This window comes from Micromonospora sp. M71_S20 (assembly GCF_003664255.1).
Lineage (GTDB): Bacteria > Actinomycetota > Actinomycetes > Mycobacteriales > Micromonosporaceae > Micromonospora.
Map to the genome: position 1 here is coordinate 1 of NZ_RCCV01000005.1, position 16,479 is coordinate 16,479.

Genomic DNA, 16,479 nt, shown 5'->3' on the forward strand with positions numbered 1-16,479 from the left:
AGTCGGCGTAGCGGTAGCCGGTGGCCACCAGTCCCCGGTCGAGGGCGTCGAAGCCGGCGATGCGGACCAGGTGAAGTCGTCGCCCGGTGCCTCGCCCTCGCCCTTGACGTAGTGGGTCGAGCCACTGCACGGTCAGGAAACTTCAACGCGGTCCGAGTCGGTCTTCGGACCCTCGCCGCCGTCGTGCCCTGCCGGTGAAACCAGGCCACCCGGACGGGCGTGCCGGCGGCGGCGATGCCGCGCGCGTTTGGCGTCCGCCTCGCCGAGCGGGAAGAGGGTGTCCGCCTCGCCCTGCATCCAGCAGGGTCGCGCCTTGATCCGGTCGAGCACCCCGGCCGGGCTGGAGCGGCGCAGCAGGTCCACGGCGGCCTGGTCGGGCCCTACCGGTGGTGGCGATCCGCAGGTACGCGGCGCAGATGTCGGCGGCGAACCGGCCGCAGGCCGGGTCGGCGGCCCCGGCGGGGGCGCGCCCCGGTCCGGTGCCCGGACCGGCGCCCGGCCCCGGCTGGGCGGGGCCGGCGGAGGCGGGCGCCCCCTCGGGCTGGGCGGCGCTGGTCCCGGAGAGCCCGGCCGGCCCCGGAGCCGACGTTGCCGCCGCCGCCGAAGAAGAGGCCGGCCCCAGCCGGACTTGAACACGCCCTCGGTGGGCTCCTTGCCCGTGCTCTCCGGCAGGAAGGAGCGGGACAGGTCGTTCCAGGTGATCATCGGCACGATCGCGTCGACGCGCTGGTCCTGCGCCGCGAGCAGCAGCGCCAGGCCGCCGCCGTACGAGCCGCCGACGACGCCGACCTTCGGGTCCCCGGCCGCGTCGGTGCGGATCTCGGGCCGGGCGGCGAGCCAGTCCAGCAGACGTTCGGCGTCCCGGACCTCGTAGTCCGGGTGGTCCAGGTGGATCTGCCCGCCGCTGCGGCCGAAGCCCCGCGCGGTCCAGGTGAGCACCGCGTAGCCGCGTCCGGCGAACTCCTCGGCGTCGGCGCGGACGGACTCCTTGGTGCCGCCGAAGCCGTGCGCCAGCAGCACCGCCGGCACCTTGTTCGCCGCCGAGGCGTCCTCCGGCAGGTAGAAGGTGGTGTCCAGGTCGACGGGCTCGTTCCCGGCCGGCCCGGAGCGGGACGTTCACGAACGCCGCCTCGGTGCGGACGGCCGGCTCCTGCGGCAGGACGGCCCAGGTCACGGCGGCGGCGAGCAGCACCACGACCACCGTCGCGGCGACGGCGCGTCGGCGGGTGGGCAGGGCACGCCGGATCCACGCGGCCGACAACGGCGATCTCATTCGGCACACGGTACGGCCCGGATCCTGAGCGTTGGCTGAGATCCTCCGTACGTTCGTCCGGCTGATCCGATCGGCGTCGCACCGGCGCGGTCCAGACCGTCCCACCGAGATGAATTCGGATCACGTGAATTCCGATGTTCGTCGGAAATCCTCTCCGATCCATCCTTGTCACTCTCTGCCCCGGCACGCACGGTGCCCGACGGGTGACCCAACGGCTACTTCGGGCTTCATGACGCAAAGCTGACCGTCCGGCGGCCGGAACGGCCCCCGCTGGTCGGTTAGTTTTCCGGTCCGGTGCACGGGACTTCACCGTCGACCCCCGACACCCCACCGATCCCGTGCTCCCGCCGGAGGAGACAGACATGACCGTCCCCGCACCGCCGGCCCCCCGGCGGCCCACCACGGTGGGCCGCGTACTGCCGCTGCTGCTCCTCGTCGCCCTGCTCGCGCCGATGGCCCTGCTCTTCGTCCAGACCTGGCAGCTCACGGCCGATGACCGGGACCTGGCCGGGCGGGAACGGCTGGGCGTGGAGTACCTGCGCGCCCTCGCCCCGGTCACCCACGCCCTGGTCGACGCCCAGTCCGCCGCCGTCGCCGCCCGGCCCGTCACCAGCGAGGCGCTGACCCGCGCGGTCGAGGCCGCCGCCTCCGTCGACGCGCGGATCGGCGACGAGTTGCGCACCCAGGAACGCTGGGCGGGCCTGCGGGCCAGGATCGAGGCGCTGGGCGCCCGCGGCCCCGCCGACCCGGAGGCGGCCTTCACCGCGTACGGCGAGGCCACCGACCTGCTGCTGGCCCTGCACGGCAAGGTCCGGGAGACGTCCGGGCTCGTCCGCGACCCCCGACCGGACTCCTTCTTCCTCCAGCACGCGACCCGGGACCTGCCCGAGACGGTGGTGGCGACCGGACGGCTGGCCGACCTGGCCGTGCTCGCCGCCCGCCGGCCCGCCGCTGACCGGAACCGCACCGCCGTCGAGATCGCCGCCCTCCGGGTGGGCGTCCTCACCCCGGCCGGCGACCTGGTCACCGACCTGCGGGCCGCCGTGGACAGCTCGGAGAGCGCCGACCTCGGCCCGAGCGTGCTGAACCCGCTCGACACCTACCAGCGGGCCGTCGAGGCGTTGGCGGCCCACTCCGCGCCGGCCGGTCGCGACGCCGAGACCGACCAGGCGCGGATCGCCGGCGCCCGGCACAACGCGCAGACCGCCGCCGAGCAGCTCCAGCCCGTCATCCTGGACGAACTCGACGCGCTGCTCGCCGGACGCTCCCGCGACCTGGACCGGGACCGTTGGCTGACCGTGGCGGCCGGGGTGCTGGCCGTCCTGCTGTGGGCGGCGCTGGGCGCGGTGTGGCTCGCCGCCGTCCGGCGGGCCTCCGGGCGCGCGGCACAGGCCCGGCGGGAGCGGTACGGCGCCGACGCCCCGCCGGAGGACACGCCGTGGCAGCCGGGCGCCGCCCGGGGTACGGAACCGCGTCAGCTCCAGCCCGCGGGTTCGGCCCGCGAGCCCGGGAGCGCGCAGTGGGGGACCTTCGATGCTGCTCGCTAGGCTCCGCATCCGGGGCAAGCTCGCGCTGCTCGTGGTCATCCCGCTGCTGAGCATGGTGGCGCTGGCCGTGCCGGCGGTGCTCGACCGCGTGGCTGCCGCGCAACGGGCCGGCGAGATCGCCGACCGGGTCCGCGTCGCCAGCCGGATCGGCAGCCTCGTGCAGGACCTGCAACAGGAGCGCGTCCTCTCGGTCGGGCTGCTGCTCGGCCGGGTCACCCGCAGCGAGCTGATGCAGAAGACCGCCGGCGTGGACGATCGGGTCGCCGACCTGCGGGCCGCCCCGGCAGGCCTGCTGCCGCCGGAGGTGACCGAGGCCCTGCACGGCGTACGCGGGCTGACCGACCTGCGTGCCGCGGTGCTCGCCGGCACCGCCAGCCCGGACCAGATCATGGCCGCGTACGGGCCGGTCAGCACGGGACTGATCGACGCGCTGCGGCTGCCGTTCGGGGTGGACACCGACACGGCGGCCGGGCGGCAGGTGCTGGCCCTGGACGGGTTGCTCCGCGTCGACGAGGCGATGGGCGCCTGCGCCACCCTCATCGTGCTCGTCAAGGCCACCGGCTCGCCCCGGGCGAGCGCCTCGTACGTCGCCTGCATGGCGGGGCTGCGGGCGGACAACCAGGGGTTCCGCAGCCTGATCACGCCGGAGCAGCTGAAGCTGGTGACGCTCAACGACGCGGCCGTGGCCGCCCGGACCAGCGCGGACTTCCTCACCAGGAGCGCGCTGGACCCGGCCGGCGCGACCAGGGACATCCCGTTGGACGCGCTCTTCCCGTCGGTCCGCTCGATGATCACCTTCGGGCAGTTCATCGAGAAGAAGCTCGTCGCCGACGTCATCGCCGAGGTGAGCGGGCAGCAACGCCGGGCGCTGACCGAGGCGTACCTGGTGGGCGGGATCGTCACCCTGATCCTCGCCCTGGTGGTGCTGCTCAGCGCGGCCGTCGCCCGGACGGTGGCCCGGCCGCTGACCCGGCTCACCCGCTCCGCCGACCGGGTGGCCCGGGTCGCCGAGGCGGAGCTGACCCGAGTCGCCGACGACGAGACCGAGGGCGCCGCGCCGGTACGCCTCGACCCCGTCGACGTGCGCGCCCGCGACGAGATCGGCGACCTGGCCCGCGCGTTCGACCGGGTGCAGAGCACCGCCGCCCGGCTCGTGGAACGGCAGGTCGCCGGCCGGCGCAACGTGGCCCAGATGTTCGGCCACGTCGGCCGCCGTACGCAGAACCTCGTCGGCCGGCAGATCGCGCTGATCGACCGGCTGGAGCGGCAGGAGACCGACCCCGGCCGACTGGAGCACCTGTACCGGCTCGACCACATCTCCAGCCGGCTGCGCCGCAACGCCGGCAGCCTGGTGGTGCTCTCCGGCTCGGCCGGCGCCGACCCCCACGTGGCGCCGGTGCCGCTCGGGGACGTGGTCCGGCTGGCGCTCGGCGAGATCGAGGACTACACCCGGGTCGACGTGCAGGTCCCGCCCGGCGTGTCGGTGGCGCCCGGCACCGTCGGCGACCTCGTCCTGGCGCTGGCCGAGCTGATGGAGAACGCGACGGTCTTCTCCCCGCCGCACACCCGGGTCACCGTGGGCGGTGAGCCGACCGGCTCCGGCGCCCGGCTGACCGTGGTGGACCGGGGCATCGGCATGGCCCCGGAACGGCTGTCTGAGGAGAACGCCCGACTCACCCGGCGGGAGCGGCTCGATCTCGCGCCGACCGAGGTGCTGGGGCTCTTCGTGGTGGGTCGGCTGGCCCGCCGGCACGGCTGGGAGGTGCGCCTGACGCCGACCGCCGGCGGCGGGGTGACCGCGCACCTGGACGTCCCGGAGACGTCGCTGGTGGTCCACCGCGCCGAGCGGGCCGGCGTGACCGTGGCCCGGGCCGCCGTACCCGCCCGCGACCGGCGCCCGACCGACGCGCCGGAGGCCGCCCGGCCCCGCGCGGCGGCCGGCGCGGCCCCGGCCGGGTCCGACGCGGCGGTCGGCGCGGCCCCGGAGGCTACGCCGTCCGGGTTCGACGCGGCGCTGCTGAGCCGCGCCACCCGCAGCCTGGAGTCCGGCGCCTCCTGGGACGCGTTCAGCTCCGGTGGCGAGCCGGCCGGCGTCGAGCTGCGGGCACCGGCCGGCACCGGGCCACCCGCACCGGCCGCAGCCGCTCCTCGGGGCGTCCGGCAGCGGGTGCCCGGCGCCAGCCTGCCCCCGGCCGGGCCGCCGGCCGCCCCGCCGAAGCCCGGGCCGGTGGAGGTCACCGACGCGGACCCGGCCGCCGCCCGCGCCCTCGTCGAGGCCGTCGAGTCGGGCGTACGCCGGGCCGGAGTGGGCCGGCGTACGCCGGACGGTGCCGCACCGGCCGGGCTGACCCGGCGGGTGCCCGGGGCGAACCTGACCGCCACGCCGGCCCGTCAGCCCGTCAGCCCACCGGAGAACCCGGACGAGGTCCGCGACCTCCTCACCGCGTTCGAGGCGGGCGTCGCCCGCGCTCTGCGTGAAGTCAGCCAAGACCGCCGCTACGAAGAGGGAACATCACGGTGACCAGCCCCTTCCTGCACGACAACGTCGACCACCAGAACCCGGGCGCCGGGGACCTGAGCCCGGAGGCGCGCACCTTCAACTGGTTGCTGGACTCCTTCACCTCCAGCACGGCCGGCGTGCTGGAGGCCATCGCCGTCTCGTCGGACGGGCTGCTGATGGCCATGTCGGCGATCAAGGACCGCTCCAACGCGGAGCGGCTCGCCGCGGTGGTCTCCGGCATGACAAGCCTCGCCGGCGGCGCCGCGAGCTGGTACGCCCTCGGCGGGCTGAACCGGGTGGTCGTGGACATGGCCGAGGGCTACCTGCTGATCAGCGCGATCAGCAGCGGCTCCGTGCTCGGGGTGGTCGCCGACCGCTCGGCGAACCTCGGCACCGTCGCCTACGAGATGACGCTCTTCGCCGGGCGGGCCGGTGGCGCCCTCACGCCGAGACTGATCGCCGAACTGAAGAACGCCGCCCAGCAATGACCCCCGAGGTCGCCGGCGAGGGTCCGGACCCGGAACCCACGGTCCGGATCCGGCCCTACCTGCGCGCGTCGTCCCCGCACGACGCCCGGCCCGGCCTGCCGGCCACCCCGGCCGCGCCGGCGACCGAGGACGGGCCCGCCGGCCCGCGCCCGTTCGTGCTCACCGCCGGGCGGGTGGCCGGCACCGACCCGGCGATCGGGCTGGAGACGCAGGTGACCGCCCGGCCGGCGGCCGACCGGGCGGCGCCGACCTGGCTGGCGCCCGAGTTGCAGGCGATCGTCTCGCTCTGCGACGAGCCGATCTCGGTCGCCGAGATCTCCGCCCGTACCCGGCTGCACTTCGGCGTGACCCGGGTGCTGGTCGGCGACCTCCGCGCCGCCGGCCACCTGGACGTGCACGAGGGCGCCGACGCCCTCGATCCCGACATCATCCTGCGAGTGATTGATGGACTCCGTGCGATCTCCTGAATGGCCGGTCGCCCCGCTGGGCGGGGTCGCCGCCAACAGCGCCGCCGCCCGGTACGGCTCCCCGACGGGGCCGCAACCCGCCGCGTCCGCTCCGCCGCCGCACCGGGCGCCGGCCACCGGGGTGGCCGCCGTGCCCCGGCCGGCGCCGGCCGCCGCACCGCCGATCCCGGTCAAGATCCTCATCGCCGGCGGCTTCGGGGTCGGCAAGACCACCACGGTCGGCGCGATCTCCGAGATCGCCCCGCTGACCACCGAGGCGGAGATGACCACCGCCGGGATCGGCGTCGACGACCCGGGCGTACGCTCCGCGAAGACCACCACCACGGTGGCGATGGACTTCGGCTGCGTCACCATCGACCGCAGTCTGAAGCTGTACCTGTTCGGCACGCCGGGGCAGGCCCGGTTCGGTTTCATGTGGGACGACCTGGCCCGGGGGGCGCTCGGCGCCCTCGTCGTGGTGGACAGCGCCCGGCTGGACGACTGCTACCCGGCGATCGACTTCTTCGAGCGGGCCAGCCTGCCCTTCGTGGTCGGGGTGAACGCCTTCGACGGACGGCTGGCGCACGACCTCGACGCGATCCGGTGGGCGCTGGCCGTCGGCGACCACGTGCCCCTGGTGCAGTTCGACGCCCGGGACCGGCTCTCGGTGCGGGACGCCCTGCTGGTCGTCCTGGACCGCGCACTCGAGCGGGCCACCCGGGAGGGGAAGTCCTGAACCGTTCCGGCGGTTCGACCCGTTTCACGAGAAGGGGTGGTCGTGATGAGAGGTGGACTGGACGAGACACTGGCCCGGATGGCCCGCCGCGAGGAGGCGCTGCGGCGGCGGGCGGCCGACGCGGAGGCGGTCGCGGCGTCGGAGGCGCGGGGCGGATCCGACCCCGGGCGTGCCGACGTCCGGGGCGAGGGGCGCAACGCCGGACCCGGCTGGGCCGACGCGCGGCGGGGCGCGGAACCCCGTGACCCCGTGGTGGAGATCGCCGAGGCGGTCCGTCGGGTGGTGGCCGGCCACCCCGGCACGGCGGTCAGCATCCGGGTCGAGCACGACGGGCAGGCGTACCCGCTGCGGGTCGCCTGGACCGACGCGGGCGTGACGGTCGACGCGGAGGCCCCCGCGCCGCCGCCGGCGTGGCCGATGTCGGTCAAGACGGTGCCGGCCTGGACGCCGGCCCAGGAGGGGCTGACCCCCGACCCGGCGGCGCGGCTGGCCGAGCTGATCCGCCGCGACCCCTCCCTGCTCAGGGATGGTGACGCTCCTCGCGGAGCACGGAACGCGCCGGGGGCGGGCAGGGCGTGACCACGGCGGCTAGGGTCGGGCGGTGGCGGAACCCGACCTGACCCTGACCGCGAGCCTGCGGCCGGCGGCCCTCGACGCCCGACGGGGCGTCGTCCGGCTGCACCCGGAGGTGCTCACCGCGCTGGCGCTGCGTCCCGGCGACCCGGTGCGGCTGGCGGGCCGGCGGGTGACCGCCGGCATCGTCGCGCCGGCCGAGCCGACCGCCAGCACCGCGCTGCTCTACGCCGACGACCTGATGCTGGGCAACCTCGGCATCCGCGACGGCGCCCAGGTGGCGGTGAGCCGCCTGCCGGTCACGCCGGCCCGGCGGGTGCTCCTCGCCGGTCCGGCGCAGATCGCCGCCGTGGTCTCGCCCGAGATGCTCCGGCTGGCCCTGCTCGGCAAGGTGGTGACGACCGGGGACGACGTGTCGCTGCTGCCGCAGGACGTGCTGCCCGACGCCTCGGTGCGCAGCCTGGTGGAGGCCGCCCGGCGCAGCCTCTCCAACAGCGTCGGGTACGCCTGGACCAGCACGCTGCTCGCCGTGGTCGCCGCCGAGCCCGACACCGGCTCGCTGGTCACCATGGACACGGTGGTGGGCTGGGAACACGGCCAGGCGACCCACGGCTCCGCCGGCACCGGGCCCGCCGGGCGGGGGCGACGCCTCGACGCGGCCGGCCCGACGGCGAACGGGACCGCCCCCGGCTGGCCGCCCGCCACGGGCGGCGGCCTGGCGGACGTACGCCCACCGAGCGCCGTGGACGCCACCGGGCGGACCGCCGGGAGCGTCGACGACGCGCCGCCCGCGGTGGACGAGCTGCCCGGGCTGCGGGCGCAGGCCGATGAGCTGACCGAGCTGCTCGACCTCGGCTTCCACCACCGGGAGGTGCTCGGCCGGCTGGGCACGACCGTCTCGCTGGGCGTCCTGATCGCCGGGCCGGCCGGCTCCGGCAAGGCGGCGCTCGTGCGGGCCGTGGCCGCCCGGGTCGGGGCCCGGGTCAGCCCACTCTGGGCCCCCGAGGTGGCCGCGCTGACCAACCAGGCCGCCGCCGACCGGCTGCGCGCCGCCGCCGCCGAGGCGCGCGCCGACGGCCCCGGGGTGCTGCTGGTCACCGACGTGGAGGCGCTCGCCCCGGCGGACGGGCCGGGCCCGGTGGCGACCGTGTTCCGGCAGGTGGTCGCCGAGACCGTACGGGCGGGGGCGGCGGTCGTCTGCACCACCGGCCGGCCCGAGGCCGTCGACCCCGCGCTGCGCGCGCCGGACCTGCTCTCGCTGCGGATCAGCGTGCCGCTGCCGGACGCGGCCCTGCGCCGGGAGCAGTTGACGGTGCTGACCCGGCAGGTCCCGCTCGCCGACGACGTGCGGCTCGACGAGGTCGCCGGGCGTACCCCCGGCTTCGTCGCCGCCGACCTGGCCGCGCTGCTCCGCGAGGCCGGGGTGCGCGCGGCGCTGCGGCAGAAGTCGGCCGAGACGCCGACGGTGTCGATGGCCGACTTCACCGCCGCGCTGGAGGTGGTCCGCCCGACCACCATGGCCGCCTCCACCCTGGAGCTGGCCTCGGTGACGCTGGACGACGTGGGCGACCTGACGGAGGTCAAGGAGACGCTGACCGAGTCGGTGCTCTGGCCGCTGACCTACCCGGACACCTTCGCCCGGCTCGGCGTGCAGCCGCCGCGCGGGGTGCTCCTCTACGGCCCACCCGGCTGCGGCAAGACCTACCTGGTCACGGCGCTGGCCGGCTCGGGGCGGGCGAACGTGCTCTCGGTGAAGGGCGCGGAGCTGCTGTCGAAGTGGGTCGGCGAGAGCGAGCGCGCGGTCCGCGAGCTGTTCCGCCGGGCCCGGGAGGCCGCCCCCACCCTGATCTTCCTGGACGAGGTGGACGCGCTCGCCCCGGTACGCGGCCAGGCCAGCGACGGCGGCACCACCGACCGGGTGGTGGCCGCGCTGCTGACCGAGCTGGACGGCGTGGAGACGCTGCGCAACGTGGTGGTGGTCGGCGCGACGAACCGCCCCGACCTGGTCGACCCGGCGCTGCTGCGCCCGGGACGGCTGGAACGGCTGGTCTACGTGCCGCCGCCGGACGGGCCGGCGCGGGCGGAGATCCTGCGCGCCTCGGCGCGGAACGTGCCGCTGGCGCCCGAGGTGGACCTCGTGGAGCTGGGTGGGGAGCTGGACGGCTTCTCGGCGGCGGACTGTGCCGCGCTGGTGCGGGAGGCGGCCCTGGCCGCCATGCGGGAGTCGCTGACGGCGTCCACGGTCACGGCCGCGCACGTGGCGGCGGCCCGCGCCCGGGTCCGCCCGTCCCTGGACCCGGCCCAGGTCGCCTGGCTAGCCGCGTACGCCGAGAAGCGGGGCGGCTGAGCGCCGGCTCCCACGGCGCGGCCGGGAGCGAGGGTGTGCCCGCCGGGGCGCTGTCGGGCTGATGTCGTGGACGATTCGTCAGTCGGTGGGCAGGAGGGGGCCGAGGGGCCCGAGGTCGAGGTTCAGGTCCTCGGGGGTGAGGCCGAAGTACTCGCGCAGCCCCGTCATCTGCTCCTCGAGGGCCATCAGCGTGGTGCCGATCCGTTCGACCTGCTCCTCGGTGAGGTCGCCGAGGTCGACCCGGCGCAGCGCCTGTCGCTCCATGAGCTGCCGCAGCAGCTCGATCACAGTGAGCACGAGGCTGGCCAGCCCCCGCTCGACGGAGTCCCGGTCGACGGCCAGCCGGCGGTCCAGCGGCGTCACCCGGGGCGGCTGCCACCGGGTGTCGCCGAGCGCGGCGGCGAGTTCGGCCGCCTCGTCCCGGCGGGGGCCACCGCCGCCCGCGCGGCCCACGCCCGCTGTCCCGGCCCCGCCGCCCGGGCCGTCCGGGCCGCCCGCGGGATCGCCGGGGGCGGTCATGCCGGCGTTCCCGGCGGGACGTCGGCCGCAGCGGCGTCCCGCAGCTCCGGCGGGGCGAGCGCGCCGACGGAGGCGACCAGTGCCCGCAGGGAGATCCGGACCAGGTCGACGTCGGCGATGGCGATGGTGATGTCGCCGCTGATCACCACGCCGGTGGCAAGGACCCGGTCGAGCAGGTCGACCAGGGCCACCGGCCGGTAGGCCAGCGGGTCGTCGGCGCTGCTGGCCGCGAGCGACGTGGTCACCACGCCGGCTCCCGTACGGTGAGCGCCGGCCCGGGGGGCCGTTCCTCGGCGAAGGAGTACGGCGGCCACGGGCCGGTCAGCTCCAGCCGGATCTCCGGATGCCGCTCGGCGAGCGCGCCGACCAGTTGGCGGAATCCGGCGACCGACCCGTGCCCGACCAGGTACGCCCCGTTGAGCACCATGGCGGTGGGGGCCCCGGAGAGCCGGCGGTCCTGCGGCGGGTGGCGTCGGGCGGCCGTCGCGTGCCCGGCCAGTGCCCCGTGCACGGCGGAGGCGGCGTCGGCGGCGATCCGCTGCCCCTCCTCGCGGGCGGTGAGCTGGGCCCGGCGCCGCCGCAGGTACGCCGCCCCGGCCCCGCCCGAACCGGCGGGCTCCGCCGGACGGGGCGTCGCGCCCGGCACGACGTACCCCTTGACGCCCCACTCGTCGTGGCCCGTGAGCCGCTCCAGGACGGCGGTCAGCTCGACCCGGCGGGCGGTGAGCTGGCCCGCCACCCGGGCCTCGTCGTGGTGGACGGTGGCGAGCCGGGCGGGCACCACGGCGCCGCCGCGGGACAGGGCCGCGACCACCGCGTGGTGCGTCCGGGCCGCCCGCTCCAGCCAGGCCAGGTCCTCCAGGTTGCGGCGCAGCGCCTCCTCGCCGTACTCGGCCAGCGGCGCGGCGCTGACGACGGCGACCAGGCCCGCGGCCCGCACCGCGCGCACCGGAGCGCCGTCCATCCCGGCGGTCGTGGCGAGCAGGGCCGGGTCGACGTCCCGCGCCACGCCGTGCAGCCACACCCCGACGCCGAGGCTCGCCGGCCCGGTGGCGGGTACGAGGTCAGCGGTCGAACTCATCCCGCTCCTCCCTGCGGGCGGCCTCCCGGGCGACCCGGGGACGGCGTTCCGCCTCCACCTGCTCCGGGTCCCGGGGGCCGGGCTCCACCGGCGGCCGCGCCCGGGAGCTGAGCCACGGGTCGTGCTCCCACCAGTCGATGCCGATCTGCCGGGCCGTGTCGACCGAGGCGATGACCAGTCGCAGCTTGAGCGTCAGCAGCTCGATGTCGAGCAGGCTGACCCGGATGTCGCCGGCGATCACGATGCCCCGGTCGAGCACGCGTTCCAGGATGTCGCCGAGATTGGCCGGCTCGTGCCCGGCGGGCAGGACCTGACCGGAGTTCTGCACCACCGGCGGCGGCTGCACGCTCATCTCAACCCACCTCGCCCTTCCCGCGCTGGTAGCGCCGTACCCGCCGGTAGCCGAGCAGGCCGCCCTCCAGGTCCAGCTCCACCTCGTAGAGGCCGAGCAGGTCGGTGGAGCTGGGGATCCGCCGGTCCTCGATGACCTCCACCCCGATCAGCCAGCCGTCCCGCGACGACTTCAGCGAGGTCGTCCCCACCGGATCCCGGCCGGTCAACTCGACGATCTGCCGCATCCCCTCGCGCGCCGCCTCGACGGCCGAGATCGGTTCGAGGTACTCCTCCTCGTCGTCGTACCGGTCGTCGACGGGCTCACTCCTACGCGCCCGACCGCCGTCGCCGCGGATCAGATCCACCACCGCGCTCACCTCCCTCGCCGCCGCCGCGCGGCACCCGCCGCGCCCGTTCCGTACCGGCCTGCCGGGCCCGTTCCGTGGCGCCCTGCCGCGCCCGGCCCGTGCCGGGTTGCCGCGCCCGTTCCGTGCCGGGCTGCTGCCGGGTCCCGCCGTTCTCCCGGCGGGACCCGGGGCCGTTCCGGGCCGGGGTCCGGCCCTGGGCGGGCGCCGGCCGCCGGGCACCCCCGGTCAGCCGCTCCAGCACCTGCTGCTGCCCCCGGTCCCGTTCCGCATCGCTGATCTCGCCGGCGGCCGCCGCCGCGTCCAGCGCCTCCAGTTCCCGCCGGACGTCGACGGGGTTGTGCTGCCGCGACTCCGCCTCCCGGGCGATGACCTTCACCACCGCGGTCAGCCCCCGCATGGGCGCGTACGGCAGGGTCAGCAGCGTCCACAGGATGTCCACCGGTCACCCCATCAACTGGTGGGCGCTGACGAAGTCGTACGGCGCGAGCGGGCCGAGCAGCCGCATCCGGATCAGCTCGCGGCGCTGCTCGGCGTACTCCTCGACCGCCGAGACGAACTCGTCCTCCCGGTCCTGGTCGACCAGGAAGGCGGCGTTCGACGCGTCCAGCTCGTTGCTCGGCGGCCGGGGCGCGCTCGCCACGACGAGCGGACCGAGGGTGTCGACCAGTTGCCGGTTCTCCGCCTCCCGGCGCAGCTCCACCGCCTGGCTGATGATCTCGCCGAGCCGGATCCGCTGCGTCCGGGTGGCCGCCTCCGGCTGCCCACGCACCTGGTCCGCCAGCTCGGCGGCGGCGGGATTGTCCGCCAGCACCGCCGCGATCAGGTTCGCCTCGTCGTAGCGCCCGTGCACCGTGTACTGGATCCGGCCCTCGAACTCGTCGAGGGCGGCGGCGAAGCGGTCGTGGTGCGCGTCCAGCAGGTCGGCGACCGCGTCGGACCCGGTGACGACCGTGCCGAAGCGCACCGGCAGCACCGGCGCCACGGCCGCCGTACCGTCCACCAGTTCCTGGTACGCGGTCAGGTCCGCCGGCCGGCCGATCGGCTCGGTCAGGCTCACCTCGCTGACCAGCGCGGCCAGGTCGCGGTGCCGGACCGCCGCCACCTCTCCGGGCGGGTCGCCGACCCCGGCGGCGTCCGGGGTCGGCTCCACGTCGGAGGGCACGATGCCGTAGATGAACATCCCGGTCTCCTCGGCCATGTTCAGCGCTCCTCGTCCCGGCGCCGCCGGGGCCGGTCGCGGTCCCGGTCCCGGTCCCGGTCTCGGTCCCGGTCGTCCGAGCCCAGCTCGTCGACGGCGTCCTTGACCGCGCCGCCGATCGCGCCCACCGTCTTGCCGATCCCGGACGCCGCCTTGCCGGCGCCGACCGCCCCGGAGGCTCCCTCGACCAGGTCCGGCAGCCCCTTCTGGTTCTTCGGCGTGATGTCGAACCGGTCGACCGCCTCGGCGAAACGCAGATAGGTCTCCACGCTGGCGATGACGATCCGGGCGTTGATCTCCAGTAGCTGGATGCCGACCACGGCGACCGAGACCTGGGCGTCGATCACCACGCCCTTGTCCAGCACGGTCTCCACGACATCGGCCAGGCTGGAGCCCGCGCCGCCGCGTTCCAGGGCGCCGCCGGCCTGACCCTCACTCGTCGCGATCGTCACTCCCGCTCCTCCCGTCGACGGCGGACCACGGGGCGCCGGGGCGCCTCCGGGGAACGGCGGGAACGGGGCTCCTCGCGGGGCCGGGGCTCCTCGCGGGAGCGGGGCTCCTCGCGGGGCTGCGGACGGCGGGCCCGCTCCGGGGCACGGCGGCGCGGCGGGGGCTGCTCCTCCTCCGGCTCCTCGTCCTCGTACTCGTCGTACTCGCCCTCGTCGTACTCGTCCTCGTACTCCTCGTCCTCGGCCGGGCGACGGCGCTGGGGCGGCCGGCGGCGGCCACGCTCGGCGGGCCGGCGCTCCTCGCGCGGCTCCTCCTCGGCCTCCTCCTCGGGCTCGGGCTCCCGCCGGCCGCGCGGCGCGCGCTCCTCCTGCCCCTCGCCCTCCCGCTGCTGCTGCTCGCGCTCCTCCTGGCGCTCGCGCTCCTCCTGCTCCTCGCGCAGCGCGGTCTCGTGGTCGCGGACGACCTGCGAGTCCTCGATCTCGCCGCGCCAGCCCTGCACCGATTCCGGATCGAGGACGGTCTGGGTCATCACGTGCCGGACGAAGTGCTTCAGCTCCAGCCGGACGCGGCGGCCCTGGGCCCGCCACAGGTTGCCGGTGTGCTCGAAGAGACCCTGCGGGTGGTACTCCAGCACCACCAGGATCCGGGTCAGGTCGGGCGACAGCTCGTGGAAGCTGACCGTGCCGTCGACGGAACCCTTCTCGCCCTTGGAGCGCCAGTGGATCAGCTTGTCCGGGATCTGCCGGACGATCGTGGACTCCCAGGTGCGATGCGACCAGAAGACCTGTGCCTTCCAGGTCAGCTTCTCGTCCGACTCGGTGTCGACGTTCTCGACCTTCTTCATGAAGCTCGGGAAGTCGCCGAACTGGGTCCACTGGTCGTACGCGACCCGGACCGGCACGCCGACCTCGATCGCCTCCACGATGTTGGTGACCTTGAGCTTCTTGCCGCCGCCCTTGCCACCCTTGCCGCCCCTGCCGAGCGCCGACATGACCTTCTCCTTACCGCCGGCCAGCCCGGCATGGACCATCGCCTTCACCGGTGAACCGCCCTCGGCGAGCTTCTGCGTGCCGGTGGCGGCGGCGATCAGGCCGGGACCGCCGCCCTGCTTCGCGTAGTCGCTCAGCCGGCCGGTCGCGCCCGTGATCCGCTCGGTCACCACCTGCATCGCGCGTTCGCCGATGGCGCTGGCCAGGTTGCGCGCCTCGCCGGCGAGTTGGCCCCGGAGCTTGTTCCCGAGGCCGCCGGGGTTCGTCGTGTCCGGCATGGTCACCGCCCCCGCTGCTCGTTGCCGGCGCCGCAGTCCCGCTGCCCGCCACCGGCGTCGCGGTCCTGCTGCCCGCCACCGGCGTCGCGGTCCTGCTGCCCGCCACCGGCGTCGCGGTCCTGCTGCTCGGCGTCCGTGCCCCGGTCCGGTCCGTCGCCGTCGTCGGGGGTGCCGGCCCCGCCCTTGCGGCGCAGCGCGTCGGCCGAGCCGCGCAGCTTGCCGCTGATGGCGTCGATGCCGCTGCCGGCGGCGGCGGTCGCGGCCGCCTTGGAGGCGGCGGCGAGCGGACCGCCCAGGCGGCCGACGTTGCTCAGGTGGGGGGACTTCTGAAGCAGGTTGCCGCCCGCCTTCAACAGTCCGCCGGGCTCCCGACTGGCCCGACCGGCCGCGACCGCGGCGGCCAGGGTGAGGGCGGTACGCAGCTTGCGCCGGCGGCCCAGCAGGTAGCCGAAGCCGACCGCGAGCCCGATTCGTGCTCCGCTGTTCATCAGTTCTCCTCCGCTCCCCGGAGCGCCGGACACCTGACGGCAATGGTCGAAAGAAATGGCCGCCGGGGATCAGCACACGCCGGACCGCACATCAGGTGTCCCGTTTAATCGGACCCGACGGGCAGTACCCGTTGACCTATCGGCGAAACACGCCGCCGCTTTGTCGACACCATTCACACGGATTGGAGCAGCCCGTCGGCAACCACGCAAAGCGGACAGGCAGGCAGCGCCAAGCAGGAAGAACGTCAGAAAGGAAAGAATTGGGGAATGGGCGTCACAGGGCCGGCAGCGTCGAATCGAGGCATATCTCGGCGTGCACCTTGCCGCCACTCTCGTGCAATTTGGCGCCGCACTTCTCCAGCACGGAAACGGCGCCATGGTTGTCGGCGGTGGTCTCCGCGACCACCAGTCGCATTCCGGCCGCTGCCGCCTCGTTCAACAGTTCACGCAGCGCGACCGCGCCGATTCCCTGACCCCGGGCGGAGCGGCCCAGCCACATCCCGGTCTCGACCGTGCCCGGCTCGTCGCGGCGGGTCATCCGGATCATGCCGACCACCTCGCCGCCGGCCAGGATCGCGTACATACAGGTGCCGGTCGGGCCGTCCAGACCCCCGAAGCTCGCCCGGTGGAACTCCCGGAACGCCTCCCGCCGGGCGCACGACCACCCCGCAGGGGCCTCCACCGGCGGCATCACGTCGCCGGGCTCCGCTTCCGCAGCCGCTACGGAGAGCAATGGTTCCAGGTTATGCTCGTCCACCGGCTCCAGCCGCACCGTTCCCGCCACGTGCCGCAGTCTGCCGGCCCCACCGGCCCAAGTCCACCCCATCGGGCCCCGACTGGCGGTCCGGCGGAAGGTACCGGCCGG

The 16,479-nt window shown here is 75.6% G+C and carries 16 protein-coding genes and 3 pseudogenes; 7 read left to right on the forward strand and 12 right to left on the reverse strand.

Going from position 1 to position 16,479, the window contains the following annotated elements; translation table 11 throughout:
* Positions 1-1,273: pseudogene (locus DER29_RS32570) on the reverse strand (alpha/beta hydrolase); the annotation flags it as partial.
* A 362-nt stretch (positions 1,274-1,635) separates the two neighbouring features.
* Here DER29_RS32570 and DER29_RS32575 point away from each other — a divergent pair.
* From DER29_RS32575 to DER29_RS32605, 7 genes are read left to right on the forward strand one after another with little or no spacing between them, the layout of a single operon-like run.
* Complete coding sequence (locus DER29_RS32575) at positions 1,636-2,820, forward strand: hypothetical protein (protein ID WP_121400080.1); 1,185 nt, start codon at positions 1,636-1,638, stop codon at positions 2,818-2,820.
* The gene (locus DER29_RS32580; protein ID WP_121401496.1) at positions 2,807-5,341 is read left to right on the forward strand and encodes a sensor histidine kinase; all 2,535 of its coding nucleotides are present in this window, start codon (positions 2,807-2,809) and stop codon (positions 5,339-5,341) included. Before DER29_RS32575 ends, DER29_RS32580 begins: the two co-directional genes overlap by 14 nt.
* Positions 5,338-5,808: a roadblock/LC7 domain-containing protein gene (locus tag DER29_RS32585; RefSeq protein WP_088998136.1), complete on the forward strand. Its 471-nt coding sequence runs from the start codon at positions 5,338-5,340 to the stop codon at positions 5,806-5,808. The genes DER29_RS32580 and DER29_RS32585 overlap by 4 nt, the downstream gene beginning before the upstream one ends.
* Positions 5,805-6,275, forward strand: coding sequence for a DUF742 domain-containing protein (locus tag DER29_RS32590; protein WP_121401497.1), 471 nt, complete (start codon positions 5,805-5,807; stop codon positions 6,273-6,275). The genes DER29_RS32585 and DER29_RS32590 overlap by 4 nt, the downstream gene beginning before the upstream one ends.
* Positions 6,253-6,990, forward strand: a complete 738-nt coding sequence (locus DER29_RS32595; RefSeq protein WP_121401498.1) for an ATP/GTP-binding protein — start codon at positions 6,253-6,255, stop codon at positions 6,988-6,990. Before DER29_RS32590 ends, DER29_RS32595 begins: the two co-directional genes overlap by 23 nt.
* Positions 6,991-7,035: 45 nt before the next feature.
* Positions 7,036-7,569 (forward strand): hypothetical protein, encoded by a 534-nt coding sequence (locus DER29_RS32600; RefSeq protein WP_121401729.1) that lies wholly within the window; start codon positions 7,036-7,038, stop codon positions 7,567-7,569.
* Positions 7,570-7,591: 22 nt separating this feature from the next.
* Positions 7,592-9,910 carry an AAA family ATPase gene (locus tag DER29_RS32605; protein ID WP_121401499.1) on the forward strand — a complete coding sequence of 773 codons (2,319 nt, stop codon included), beginning with the start codon at positions 7,592-7,594 and terminating at the stop codon, positions 9,908-9,910.
* Between the two features lie 78 nt (positions 9,911-9,988).
* Here the strand turns inward: DER29_RS32605 and DER29_RS34990 are convergent, their stop codons facing one another.
* The 11 genes and pseudogenes from DER29_RS34990 to DER29_RS32660 form a co-directional block, all read right to left on the reverse strand.
* The gene (locus DER29_RS34990) at positions 9,989-10,429 is read right to left on the reverse strand and encodes a gas vesicle protein K (protein WP_199729665.1); all 441 of its coding nucleotides are present in this window, start codon (positions 10,427-10,429) and stop codon (positions 9,989-9,991) included.
* On the reverse strand, positions 10,426-10,674 hold the full coding sequence (locus DER29_RS32615; RefSeq protein WP_121401731.1) for a gas vesicle protein: 249 nt from the start codon (positions 10,672-10,674) through the stop codon (positions 10,426-10,428). Before DER29_RS32615 ends, DER29_RS34990 begins: the two co-directional genes overlap by 4 nt.
* Complete coding sequence (locus DER29_RS32620; RefSeq protein ID WP_121401500.1) at positions 10,671-11,510, reverse strand: GvpL/GvpF family gas vesicle protein; 840 nt, start codon at positions 11,508-11,510, stop codon at positions 10,671-10,673. The genes DER29_RS32615 and DER29_RS32620 overlap by 4 nt, the downstream gene beginning before the upstream one ends.
* A 154-nt stretch (positions 11,511-11,664) precedes the next feature.
* Positions 11,665-11,817: pseudogene (gene gvpJ / locus DER29_RS36445) on the reverse strand (gas vesicle protein GvpJ); the annotation flags it as partial.
* 46 nt (positions 11,818-11,863) lie between these two features.
* Entirely contained in the window at positions 11,864-12,211 is a 348-nt protein-coding gene (locus tag DER29_RS32630) for a gas vesicle protein (RefSeq protein WP_199729667.1), read from the reverse strand.
* The gene (locus DER29_RS32635) at positions 12,171-12,650 is read right to left on the reverse strand and encodes a gas vesicle protein GvpG (RefSeq protein WP_121401502.1); all 480 of its coding nucleotides are present in this window, start codon (positions 12,648-12,650) and stop codon (positions 12,171-12,173) included. The genes DER29_RS32630 and DER29_RS32635 overlap by 41 nt, the downstream gene beginning before the upstream one ends.
* A 3-nt stretch (positions 12,651-12,653) precedes the next feature.
* Entirely contained in the window at positions 12,654-13,409 is a 756-nt protein-coding gene (locus DER29_RS32640; protein ID WP_121401503.1) for a GvpL/GvpF family gas vesicle protein, read from the reverse strand.
* A gap of 236 nt (positions 13,410-13,645) precedes the next feature.
* Positions 13,646-13,822 (reverse strand): annotated as a pseudogene (gene gvpJ / locus DER29_RS36450) (gas vesicle protein GvpJ); the annotation flags it as partial.
* A gap of 35 nt (positions 13,823-13,857) precedes the next feature.
* Complete coding sequence (locus DER29_RS32650; protein ID WP_121401733.1) at positions 13,858-15,126, reverse strand: SRPBCC family protein; 1,269 nt, start codon at positions 15,124-15,126, stop codon at positions 13,858-13,860.
* A gap of 2 nt (positions 15,127-15,128) precedes the next feature.
* Positions 15,129-15,614, reverse strand: coding sequence for a hypothetical protein (locus DER29_RS32655; RefSeq protein ID WP_121401505.1), 486 nt, complete (start codon positions 15,612-15,614; stop codon positions 15,129-15,131).
* A 274-nt stretch (positions 15,615-15,888) separates the two neighbouring features.
* Positions 15,889-16,398, reverse strand: a complete 510-nt coding sequence (locus tag DER29_RS32660) for a GNAT family N-acetyltransferase (RefSeq protein WP_121401506.1) — start codon at positions 16,396-16,398, stop codon at positions 15,889-15,891.
* Positions 16,399-16,479: the final 81 nt, after the last annotated feature.